This is a genomic window from Pirellulales bacterium (assembly GCA_036267355.1).
Lineage (GTDB): Bacteria > Planctomycetota > Planctomycetia > Pirellulales > DATAWG01 > DATAWG01.
In genome coordinates, this window is record DATAWG010000055.1 from 36,639 (window position 1) to 48,257 (window position 11,619).

Consider the following 11,619-nt stretch of genomic DNA (forward strand, 5'->3'; position numbering starts at 1 on the left):
GATTGGCGGGGGTGATGCGTATGATTGTCGGGGGTGTTGCCGAGCAGGGAGTCCGATCGGCCCCCGATCTTGGTCTTGGACCAAACGATCATGCGCGGCCTATGCGGATTGCTGGCTTTGGGGTTGGTTGCGGCGACCGTTGCCGTGCCATCGCCCAGCCTCCAGGCCGCCGAGCCGACCAAGCTTCAGGCCACCGAGCCAGTCCTGCGGGTCGGTTCCGCGGCCACCGCCGGCACCGCCGCCACGAACGCCGGCTCCGCGGCAGTCTCCGCTTCACAATCTGCCGAAGCGACGGCGGCCGGTAGTTCGGTCGCCGACATGGCTGCGGCCTTGGTCCGCAAATCTGCCGGGGCTGCAGAGGTCCATTCCGCATCGCCTATTCCGGCGGCGGCGCCGCAATTGATTCGGCAGTTGGACGATTCTTCGTTCGATGTCCGGCAGGCGGCTGCCCAGGAATTGGAGCGGCTCGGCCGCGAGGCGGAATACGCGCCAGGGCTTGCCGATCAGTTTCAACGCCTATTGTGCGACGAACGGACGTCGTTCGAAGTGCGCACGCAATTGGCCGAATTGATGCGTCATTTGCCCGCCGCTGCCGCCGCGCCGCCGACTTTGCCGTCTAGCGAGATCGATCACTTGTTGGAACTGCTCGACGACGACTCGTTCGCCGTGCGCTCAGGCGCGGGGGAACGGCTGAAATGGCTCGCCCGCAATCCGGCGATGATTTGTTCGCTGGTGGAAAGCGTCAAGACACGATTGTCGGATCCGAACCTTTCGCCGTCGAGCCGCCAACAGTTGGACCCCTTGTGGACGAAAATCCATGGCGCGTGGCTGTTGAGCGATTCGGCCGGTTGGAATTTTGCCCCCGTGCCGGAGAAGCAAATTGCCGGTTGGATCGAGATGGTGGAAAACCCGACCAGAGCGGAGCAAGACGGCCATTCGCTCGACGAGGAAACGGCGATGCGCGAGCTGTTGGATCTTTTGGTGAGGCCTGACACGGCCCCGGCCGTGGTGCGGGCCCTCGAGGCCCGGTTGGCCGATCCACGGTTGGATTCTTCCGCGGCGAGCCGGTTGCGCGAACTCGATGATTGGAGCCGGCCGGCGATGGTGGCCGAGTATTGGGACAACCACACGAACCAGGCGATCCAACATCTGCTCGTCGGAGTGCCGAGCATGCCGCCGGGGGCGCAGTTTCCGAGCCACTTCGATCATTGCGACGATCATGTGGCCCATTGCGTGAGCGGCAATTCGCTTTCGCCGGGCGATTATCCGGTGGGGATCGCGTTTCTGCATCCGCGTCAGCCGGGCGCGTTTTTTCAACTCGTGAATCTGCCGACCACCCAGCGCCGGCTGGCTTATGAGTTCTTGGTGGAGAATGAGACCGATACCGTGCGCCTTGTCCAAGTCAGCACGCGAACGCTGAATCACATGCTCGAAAAGCATCAGCCGCTGGACGACGACGATCTGGCGCTCTTGGATCTGTTGGATGCCGGTGCGGTTTCACGCTTTGCGGGGCCCTATTTTCAAGCGGTCGGCGACGGTCCGCGCGACGATTATTTAGGTTCGTTCGGTTCGCCGAGCCGGCATGGTCTGCTGTGTCTTTGGCTGGCCGTACATGGCACCCACGAAGCGATCGGCGGGCTGACGGAAGCGATCGACGGCCATCGCATCATGGAGCCCGACGAATCGCGACCGTTTCGATTGGCCTGGGTGGCCGCGTTCGCAATTGCCGAGCGCGACCCTTGGCATGGCGAAGACGCATGGCTTGCGCAACGCGTGCAACGCACCGAGCGATTGGACACGGGCAACGCGGGCGACGTGGGCGCGATGGCTGCCGCGGCGCTGCTCACGCGGCACGGCCAAAGGCTGCAGGATTTCGGACTGCAAGAAGTCGAGTCGGAGCCGCTCAGCCGGCTTCATCTGCAAAACTATCGCTTTTCGTCGGCCAACGATCGGGGAGCGGTGCTCCGCTGGTGGTCGCACCAATCGACTTTGCCGGAATGAAGGCTTGAGGCTGAAGGCGACAGGCTTGAGATACGAGAGCATGCCGGACGCGTCACGTCCTCAAGCCTGTAGGCTTCAGCCTTATTGAGCACACTGCACGCAGTGCGGCGTGTAGGGAATCGCTTCGAGGCGTTCCGTTGGGATCGGCTGGCCGCACTCCTCGCAGGTGCCATAGGTGCCTTCTTCGATTCGCTGCAGGGCGTCTTCGACCATTTCGAGAATCCCTTCCTCGTTTGCGGCGATGGCGATTTCCTTATCGAGGCCTTCCTCGTCGGCGTCGGCCAAATGCGTGTGATAGCCGGAGATTTCGCCCCCTTTTTGAACATCTTCGAGCGCCGCCTGTTCGACGTGGCGCAGCGTGCCCGTCAGGCGGTCACGTAGCGCGAGCAATTGTTTCTTGCGCTGTTCCAGTTCGGCCGCTTTCATCGTGGCTTCTCCAAGGAAGTTGATTGGTGGAAACCGATTCTTCAGCACGAATCGTGCCGATCGGTTGCGAATCCGAATTTACAGCACCACGGCAGTGGCATTCGGTTTCATGCCCCCCACTTGATATACTGTGTAGGCGCCAAAAAAATTCGTTTGCCGCTCACCGATGCAGGACGACTTGGCGTGCGGCAAGGGATGGTATGCCGTCTGCACTGTTCGCAACCAGCCTGTCGGTTCTTCAAGCCATCAGCAAGGCCATGAAAGGGAATGGGTATGCGTCGACTGTTCGCGTTCTTGGTGTTCGTCGTAGCTGTGCTGCTTGTGATTGGCTTTTTCCGCGGCTGGTTCGGTATCATTATCAATCAGGGCCAGATCAAGCACGACACGCACGAACTCCGCAAAGAGGCGGAGCATGGCGTCGAGAAAGCAAAAGAAGACCTTCACCAAGGGGCGCAAAAAGTCGAGCAGAAGACCAGCAACACTCCGACAACTCCCTGAGGTGTGGCGCTGGCAAGCGAAGTCTGCCAGTGAAGAACTACCGCAGGGCGCTACACTGGCAGACTTCTCTTGCCAGTGGCATTGGCCGCCAGTGGCATGGCGCCGCGAACGACTGGCGTTCTACCGCCGGGTTGTGGCCATCTGTGTCGTCAGCAGATCGAGTTGGCTTTTGAGATCGGCCAACAGAATTTGAGGGCTCGCTCCCCCGGCCATGTGGGCGTAAAAGGATTGGGCCGGAGTTCCGTTGCCAGTGCTGAGCATTGCAGCGGCATGCTTCAATTCGGCAAGTCGTTCGTCGACGGTGGCAAATTGATTCGCGGTCTGGCGGTTTTCGTCCCACATCCGGGTGAGTTGGAACACCACACCGAGCAGTAGACCCAGTTGTCCGGCAAGGCAGGCCGGCATTCCGAGTGTCCAAAGTTCGTTCCGTCCGGCAATCAGCGACCAGGCCAATAGGACCGCGCCGCAGACGAACGCCATCGTGCCCCCACACAATAGTGCCCATACGGCAATCGAGGCCCGCTTTCGCCGCGGTGCGGAAGGCGGTGCAGCGTCGACCGCTCCATGAGCGGCGCCGCCAGGTGCGGTGGCTCCGGCCGTTTGCCAAGAAAATGGCCCTGCTACAGAAACCGGCCCACTCGATTCCGGCACCGGCGAGCCGGCGATTCCAGCAGCCACCAAGCGTTGCAGCCGTTGCAATTCGAAGTCGAGCGCCCAATCGTCGAAATCGCTGTCGGGCTCAAACGAGCGGCCCGGTTCATTGGAATCAAGATCCGATTCACTGCCGACTTCCAATCCCGCGGTGTGAACGGTCACGGCGACGGGCTCGGGCTGCCGCACTGGGCCGCCACATTGCGGGCATCGGGCTCGGCGGCCCCCCGCAGCCAGTGCTGGCACATCTCGTCGGCAGCTTTTACACCACATGCGACTGCCCCATACCATAGCCCTCGCGGCGCGCAAACTGTCGCCGGTCTTCTAAGGTATCGGCCACCGCCAACGGCATTCTGTAGCGAATCCGCAGGATTTGCGGCCGAATTATGTCGCTTCTGCTTAGGATTCGACCCCTCTCCCTTTGCGGGAGCGGGCAGAGTGAGGAGTCTGAAAACCGAAGTTATTTTTCGCTCGAGGCTTATTTCACTGCCGCGTATGTCATCGCCGCCCGGACGGCTTCGAGCACTTGGGCTTGGGCAATCGGCATTGGCTGGAAGAGCGTTGCCCCGGCGGCCGCTTTGTGTCCGCCTCCTTGGAATTTTTCTGCCAGCGTGCTGCAATCGATCGCGGGGTTTCGGCTGCGGAAGCTGACTTTTACCCCGCCGCTCGCCAGTTCGACCAGCATCAACGCCACTTCCACGCCGCCAACCTGGAGCGTCATATTGACGATGTCTTCGGTATCGCTGGCGACCGCGCCGGTGGTGCGAAAATCTTCCTGCAGAATCGCGGTGTGAATCGCTCGGCCGTTCATTTCCATTCGCGCTCGGGCCAGCGCCAGCCCGATCAAATGCAGGCGTGCCAAAGTGTCTTGCTCGTAGAGCGAGCGATACACTTCGCCCGGCTTGGCGCCGGCGTCGAGCAATCGGCCTGCGGCGCGCATCGTGTCGCCGGTGGTCGAGTTGAAACGAAACCAACCGGTGTCGGTCGAGATCGCGGCGAACAACGGCATCGCGATTTCCGGCGTGATCGCGACGCCCAGTTGATCGGCCGCTTGCAGCACGAGCCGGCCGGTCGCCTCCGCTTCCGTGTCTTTGAACATCTCGGCGCCGAGATCGTCGCTGCTGACATGATGATCGAGCACGATCTTCTTCGCGCGGGTGCTGCGGACCACTTCGGCCATCGGCCCGAGCTGAGTCCACGCGCTTGTGTCGAGCACGATCAGCACATCCCGGTCGGCAAGTTCGGCCGGCTGCACGTCGACGCCGATTGCTTCCAGGCGCCCCGTCGGATCGATGAAGAGCAGGTTCGGCGGCGTCGATTGCCCGTTGACGATGCGCACATCCTTTCCGATCGCCCCGAGCACGCCGGCCATTCCCAATTCGCTGCCCAGCGCATCGCAATCGGGGCGGATGTGACTGGTCAAAACGAACCGCTGGTGGCGGCGCACAATCTCAACAAAGCGAGGCCAGTCGATAGGCATGGGGGGCAAATCAATAGGTGGGAAGGGATTGGCAGGTTGGGAACGCAACTCAGCGGCCCGCACCGGCGGCTAGCGCCTTGCCGCTAACGACGACCGCTCGGGTGTTAGCGGCAAGGCGCTAGCCGCCGGTGCTTCCAACGCATCTTCAATCGCGCTCCGCGCGGCGTTTGGCTTCGGCCACGTCGGTCCCGACTTGGGCCAACAGCGCGGCCACGTTGTCGAACCGCTGAATGTCTCGCAGTCGGGATAGAAAGTCAACCTCCAGGGGCTCGCCGTAGAGCGAACCTTGAAAGCCGATCAAATGCACTTCGACCTTCATCGCCTGCTCGCCAAACGTCGGATTCGGGCCGACATTGATCGCAGCCGGCCACAGCGCCCCGCCCGCCGCAGCTCGACCGGCATATACCCCGGGCCCGGGCAAAAGCGTGTCGATGGCGTCGACGTTGGCCGTGGGAAACCCCAATTTCGCCCCGCGCCCGGCCCCATGCCGCACCATGCCGCGAACACGATACGGTTGCGTAAGCAATTGCCGAGCGTCGTCGACCGAGCCTGCAGCGACAAGGCGGCGAACGCGCGAACTGGAAACCGGCTCGCCGCCGATCATCACCGGTTCGACAACGTCCAGGCCGATCTTCGCTGCCCGGCATAATCGCCGCAGCACGTCGATGGTGCCGGCCCGGCCGTGGCCGAAATAAAAGTTCGTTCCTTCGACCACGTCCTTCGCGGCCAGCCGTTCGACGACGATCCGGCGAAAAAAATCTTCGGCCGAAAGCTCGAGCAAGGCCGTGTCGGTCGGATACGCGATCACGGCGTCGACGCCCAACTCGCCGAGCAACTCTGCTTTGCGATCGGTCCAGGTCAACGGAGGCGGGGCCGAGTCAGGCCGCAGGATCCACACCGGATGCGGATCGAATGTAAACACGACTGCCGGCCCACCGGCGCCGCGAGCAGCGCCGACCAGTCGCTCGGCGAGCATGGCATGGCCCAGGTGCACGCCGTCGAAATTGCCGATCGCCACGGCTCCGCCGCGAAACGTGTCGGCCAACTCGGCCAGATTGCGGATCAGTTTCACGCCGTGCGGCGCCATGCCGTGTGCTTTGCCTCGGAAAGATGCGCTGGAATGTTCGCGTATTATGAGGATTCGCGCCCGTTCTATCAACGGTTCGCTGAGAACGCGGCTTGCAACCATTGCTTTGCCGGGGGAATCGATACGCCCTTTGGTCGCGCCTTCCTCGCTAACGCTTCGGGCTACAAGGGCCCACGCATAGCCCGAAGCATAAGCGGCCGAGTGGCCGAACCGAATACCTGAATCTTGGTAGCGCTGTTATGCTATTTTAATACACCGTCGTCCGGCGACGGTTTGCGACCGCCATACCACAATCGCACCTTGCGGATCGACCGATGGAATCCAAGCAGATCATCTTGTCGCGGGAAATCGCTCATCGGCTGGCGGCGATCGACATCGGCTCGAATAGCGTCCGGCTGATGGTGGCCGAACCGCTGCGGGGAGGGAACTACCGCATCCTCGACGAAGAACGCGAGCCGACCCGGCTTGGCCGCGAGCTCAGCTCGACCGGCAAGCTCCCTTCAGAAGCCGTCGAACAAACGCTCGAGGCCCTGCGCCGCTTCAAGCAGATCGCCGACGGATTTCAGGTCGACGAGCTGCGCACGATCGCCACCTGCGCGGTTCGTGAAGCCACCAACGGCCGAGAATTCTGCCTCCGCGCCAAGGCCGAACTCGGCATCGATATCGACGTCATCAGCGCCGAGCGTGAAGCCCGGCTGGCGTTTTTCAGCGTCGAGCGGGCATTCGATCTGGCCGGGAAAAATGTCGTCGTGGCCGATATCGGCGGCGGCAGCACCGAGCTGATCCTGGCCTCGGGCAACGCCATCGAGGCGATATTCACGACCCCGCTCGGCGCCGTGCGCCTCACGGAGATGTATGGCAACGGCGCTTCGCCGGTCGATGACCGATACGAAAAACTCGTGAAGGCCATCGACCAACAATTGCGTCGGCTGCTCCCCAAGCCGTATTTCGCTCCCCATCTGTTGATTGGTTCCGGGGGCACGTTCACAAGCCTTGCGGAAATGATCATGGCCACCAAGGGGCAAAATAATTTGCCGCTGCGTGGCTATTCGATCAGCCATGCCGAGCTAAGCCACCTGCTCGATCGACTGCAGAAAATGCCGGTGAAAGCTCGCCGCGGAGTGCCCGGCTTGAGCCCGGATCGGGCCGATATCATCGTGGCCGGGCTTACGGTGATCGACCGGCTAATGCGGCATTTCCATGTGAACCTGTTGCAGGTGCATAGCCGCGGCGTGCGCGACGGCCTGATTCTCACGATGATCGACAAGGGCCACACCTCCCAGAATGACGATCCTCACGACCGTCAGGCGGCGATCGAGCGATTTGCGACGGCCTGCGGCGGCGAACCGGAGCATGGCCGGCACGTGGCCCGCTTGGCGGGTCGGATTTATTCCCAGTTGGTGAAGCTGTATAACCTGGCCCCCGGGGAACAATCGCTGCTGGAAGCCGCGGCCCGATTGCAAGACGTGGGCTACCTGATCAACTACGATCAGCATCACAAGCATAGTTATCATCTGATTTTGCACAGCGGCCTGCCCGGCTTTATACCGCGCGAATTGCAGTTGATCGCAAACGTGGCTCGCTACCATCGCGGCGCCAAGCCGAAGAAGAAGCACGCGAATTTCGCACAGCTTCCTTCGGAAGACCAAGAAAAGGTCCGGCAAATGTCGGCCATTCTCCGTTTGGCCGGCGGCCTCGACCGCAGCCATTCGGGAGCAGTGCGCGATGTGCAGATTCGCCGCAGCGCCGATCGGCTCGAGCTGCTGGCCGTCGCGCCGGATAACCCGGAAGTCGACCTGTGGGGAGCCCGCCGCCGCTCGAAAATGTTCCAAAAGGTGTTTCACACTCCACTGGCCATCGAATGGGACGGGGACGAAGCCGCAGGCGCTGCGGAAAATGTGCCGGCGGCCAACGATCGAGCGGCGGCGAACGGCGATCCAACGTGCGCGCCGGCCAAATCCGCGGCCCCGCGAGATCCGGCGGCGTAACTCGTTCGCCATCCACAATCGCATCGCGGCGCTTTCGCGGCGTTTCTTCCACGCCGCTCGACGCATAGAATGGCAAGAGCATGCGCCGCGGCACGTTTTTGTGCCGCTCGCCCCGTCGCCCCTTAGCCACGGTTTTTCACCATGCCAAATCGACGATCGCTCGGCGGCGTCATCCACACGTATCAAAAATACGATCCCAAAAAGTTTCCCAGCCCGACCGAGCCGCCGCCGGATCTGCTTTCCCCCGCGTTCGAACACATGCTGATGTTCGGCGACATGCGCGAGCTGACCGAGGAAGAACTCGCCCGGGCCGTGCAACTCGATCCAAGCCAAATCACCGGGCTCGGGCCGAGCCTCGAGTCCCTCATGGCGGCGCTTAAGGAGCGGAAGCGAAAAATTCTCGCCACCTACGAATCCGACACGGCGCAAGACACCGCCAAAAAATCGTATCGCGATTTGGGCGAGCGCATCTCGCCCCCGAAGCCGCTGCAAAACCAATTCGAGCGGGCCTTCGAAGAAGAGCAGATTCGCGACCTCGAACGCCTCTGGTATCAGGTCGGCAACGATCGTTCCCCGCTGGCGCGGCAAATCGTGCAATTGGTCGACCGGCTGGGCGACAAATATCAGGTCGACGAATTGGCCGGCAACTACGAATTTACCGGCCAAACGCCGCTCACCGTGCCCGAGGCGCTCGAAATCAAGGAAGAATTGGAGACCATCGATCGGCTCCTGAAGCAACTCGAAGAAGCTGCAAAGAACGCTCAGATCGGCCTGATCGACATGGAAGCGCTGGCCCGATTCGCCGAGCCGGGCGATATGGACCGACTCAACGAATTGCAACAACAAGTGGAAAACTACCTCCGCGAGTTGGCCGAACGGCAAGGATTGCAGCGCGGCCAGCGCGGCGGCTACCAACTTACGCCGAAAGCATTTCGCCTGTTCCAGGGCCGATTGCTGGAACAGATTTTCAGCAATCTGATGGCGTCGCGTTCCGGGCGGCATCATGGCCCCGTCGTCGGCGACGGAGCCGTTGAATTGCAGCAGACGAAGCCGTATGAATTCGGCGATTCGATCACGCAGATGGACATCCCCGCATCGCTGGTGAATGCGATGCTCCGCGACGGCACGCATCTGCCGGTGCGGATGAAGCCGGAAGACATCGAAATCCACCGCACGCGCAACACGCCCAAATGTGCCACCGCCGTATTGATGGACATGAGCGGCTCGATGCGCTACGGCGGCCAATACATCAACGTCAAGCGAATGGGCCTTGCCCTCGAAGGACTGATCCGCCGCGAATATCCGGGCGATTTTCTGCAATTCATCGAAATGTTTTCGTTCGCCAAGCCCGTGGCGACCGCCGATGTTCCGTCGCTGATGCCGAAGCCGGTGACGATTTTCGATTCGTACGTGAAGCTCTGGGCCGACATGAGCGACCCGCAGGTGAGCGAGATGCAAATCCCGCCCCACTTCACGAACATTCAGCACGCGCTGCAAATGGGCCGGCAATTCCTCTCCCGCCAAGACACCTCCAATCGGCAAATCATTTTGATAACCGACGGCCTGCCGACGGCCCATTTCGAAGGTTCGAAGCTCTATCTGCTCTATCCACCCGATCCGCGAACCGAGCGAGCCACGCTCCGCGAAGGCGCGCTTTGCAAACGCGAGGGGATCACGATCAATATCTTCCTGCTGCAAAGCTGGGCCCAATCGTCGGAAGACATTCAATTCGCCTACCGCTTGGCCGAATCGACAACCGGCCGCGTCTTTTTCACCGCCGGCAAAGACCTCGACCGCTACGTCGTGTGGGATTACGTAAACCGCCGCCGCTCAATCGTGGCGTGATGGGGCGCGCCGAGCGACTTCGACGATCCACTGCGTCACAAATAGTTCTGACCCGTTATCCGGCCTGGCCCGTTATCCGGCGCCAATCGCTTGAAGTCGGTCGCCATGCCTGTCATCATTTTGGCATCTGCGCCCCTCCAGTCACCGGTCGTTGGGAATTGACGGATGAAAGCGATTCGCCTGGGCTTCTGCGCCCCAGTCTTTATATGTTCCTGCGCTGCTGCGGCGCTCGCCGCGGATGTTGTTGGAATTGCACCGGCAAAGGATTTGCCCGGCGCCCAGCAACCACAGTTGGCGGTCAGTCCCGGCGGAACGATCTACATGGCGTTCGGTTCGGGAAACTCAATCTTCTGCACTTCGTCGGCCAGCGGCACACGCTTTGAGCCACCGAAAAAGATCGGCGAATCGGGCGTCATGGCACTCGGCATGCGCCGCGGCCCACGAATCGCGGCATCCGAGAAGTCTGTTGTCGTCACAGCGGTCGTCGGCGAGCAAGGGCACGGCCGCGATGGCGATTTATTGGCTTGGCATTCCAGTAGCGGTGGCGACCATTGGTCGGGGCCCGTGAAAATCAACACGGTGCCCGGTTCGGCGCGCGAGGGACTACATCATTTGACGGTCGCGCCCGACGGGACGTTTTACTGCGTTTGGCTCGACCTACGTGAGAAGACCGCCCAGGTGTATGGGGCGGCCTCCGGCGACGGCGGCGAAACGTGGCACGACGAGAAAATGATCTATCGCTCGCCGGAGGGCCCGGTTTGTCAATGTTGCCAGCCGCAAGCGACCTTTGATCGCGATGGCGGCCTGCATGTGATGTGGCGCAACAATCTGGCCGGCGCCCGCGACATGTATCTAGCCAACTCTGGAGACAACGGCCGCAGTTTCGATCGCGCCAAGAAGCTGGGGCGCGGGACGTGGCCGCTCAATGCTTGTCCTATGGATGGCGGCGGGATCGCGTGCGACACCGACGGCACGGTCCACACGATTTGGCGTCGCGATCACGATTTGTATTCCTGCACGCCGGGGAAAATGGAATTGCCGCTGGGTCGGGGCCAGCAAGGTTGGGCGGCGAGCGGTCCTGGCGGCGTCTACTTCATCTGGATCGAAAGGCGGCCGGGCGCCGTGATGCTGCTGCCTCCGCACGCTGACGCGCCGGTGAAACTTGCCGACGCCGCATCGGACCCGGTCATCGCGGGGCCGGTGAACGGCATGGGACCGATCGTCGCCGCGTGGCAGACGGATAGTTCAGACGGCGACCGAATTCAAGCAACCGTGCTCACGCGGCGCAAATAGCGCAACACAACAGAGCTGCGTCCCGTTTTGCCTCCCGCCGACCAACGTAGCAGGCACACGCCGTGTGCCGTCGGCGCGATGAGACGCAATCCACCTCGAAAAACGGTGGAAAGCCGGTTGGCCATTGCTGCCCGGTGTGAGTGGCAGACGGCATACGGAGTATGCCTGCTAACGACCTACGCGCGCAGCACAGCCGCGGTTGGTCTATAGAGACACCGCGGCCATGCGCGAACAGGTTGTCGCATCGACACGCACGCACGATTTGTGCAACGACGCCCCCTAGGAACCGGAGCGTTCTTGATTCGGTCGCACTGCGGATTCCGCCGCAGCTCGGATTGTGACTAAACCGC

At 61.8% G+C, this 11,619-nt stretch carries 9 protein-coding genes; 5 read left to right on the top strand and 4 right to left on the bottom strand.

Going from position 1 to position 11,619, the window contains the following annotated elements:
• The first annotated feature begins 75 nt into the window (after window positions 1-75).
• The gene (locus VHX65_08885; GenBank protein ID HEX3998648.1) at window positions 76-2,001 is read left to right on the top strand and encodes a hypothetical protein; all 1,926 of its coding nucleotides are present in this window, start codon (window positions 76-78) and stop codon (window positions 1,999-2,001) included.
• An 81-nt stretch (window positions 2,002-2,082) separates the two neighbouring features.
• Here the strand turns inward: VHX65_08885 and VHX65_08890 are convergent, their stop codons facing one another.
• A complete protein-coding gene (locus VHX65_08890) occupies window positions 2,083-2,427 on the bottom strand; it encodes a TraR/DksA C4-type zinc finger protein (protein HEX3998649.1) in 345 nt (114 codons plus the stop codon).
• A 273-nt stretch (window positions 2,428-2,700) separates the two neighbouring features.
• Between VHX65_08890 and VHX65_08895 the strand changes: the two genes are divergently transcribed.
• Window positions 2,701-2,925, top strand: a complete 225-nt coding sequence (locus VHX65_08895) for a hypothetical protein (GenBank protein HEX3998650.1) — start codon at window positions 2,701-2,703, stop codon at window positions 2,923-2,925.
• 120 nt (window positions 2,926-3,045) lie between these two features.
• Here VHX65_08895 and VHX65_08900 read toward each other — a convergent pair whose 3' ends face one another.
• The 3 genes from VHX65_08900 to VHX65_08910 all read right to left on the bottom strand — a co-directional run bounded on the left by VHX65_08900 (window position 3,046) and on the right by VHX65_08910 (window position 6,143).
• Window positions 3,046-3,741, bottom strand: coding sequence for a hypothetical protein (locus tag VHX65_08900; protein ID HEX3998651.1), 696 nt, complete (start codon window positions 3,739-3,741; stop codon window positions 3,046-3,048).
• A gap of 313 nt (window positions 3,742-4,054) precedes the next feature.
• On the bottom strand, window positions 4,055-5,056 hold the full coding sequence (locus tag VHX65_08905; GenBank protein ID HEX3998652.1) for a bifunctional oligoribonuclease/PAP phosphatase NrnA: 1,002 nt from the start codon (window positions 5,054-5,056) through the stop codon (window positions 4,055-4,057).
• 145 nt (window positions 5,057-5,201) lie between these two features.
• On the bottom strand, window positions 5,202-6,143 hold the full coding sequence (locus VHX65_08910; protein ID HEX3998653.1) for a bifunctional riboflavin kinase/FAD synthetase: 942 nt from the start codon (window positions 6,141-6,143) through the stop codon (window positions 5,202-5,204).
• A 314-nt stretch (window positions 6,144-6,457) separates the two neighbouring features.
• Between VHX65_08910 and VHX65_08915 the strand changes: the two genes are divergently transcribed.
• The 3 genes from VHX65_08915 to VHX65_08925 all read left to right on the top strand — a co-directional run bounded on the left by VHX65_08915 (window position 6,458) and on the right by VHX65_08925 (window position 11,269).
• Window positions 6,458-8,131: a Ppx/GppA phosphatase family protein gene (locus VHX65_08915; GenBank protein HEX3998654.1), complete on the top strand. Its 1,674-nt coding sequence runs from the start codon at window positions 6,458-6,460 to the stop codon at window positions 8,129-8,131.
• Between the two features lie 141 nt (window positions 8,132-8,272).
• Complete coding sequence (locus tag VHX65_08920; GenBank protein ID HEX3998655.1) at window positions 8,273-9,976, top strand: hypothetical protein; 1,704 nt, start codon at window positions 8,273-8,275, stop codon at window positions 9,974-9,976.
• A 165-nt stretch (window positions 9,977-10,141) separates the two neighbouring features.
• Window positions 10,142-11,269: a sialidase family protein gene (locus tag VHX65_08925; protein HEX3998656.1), complete on the top strand. Its 1,128-nt coding sequence runs from the start codon at window positions 10,142-10,144 to the stop codon at window positions 11,267-11,269.
• The last annotated feature ends 350 nt before the right edge of the window (window positions 11,270-11,619 follow it).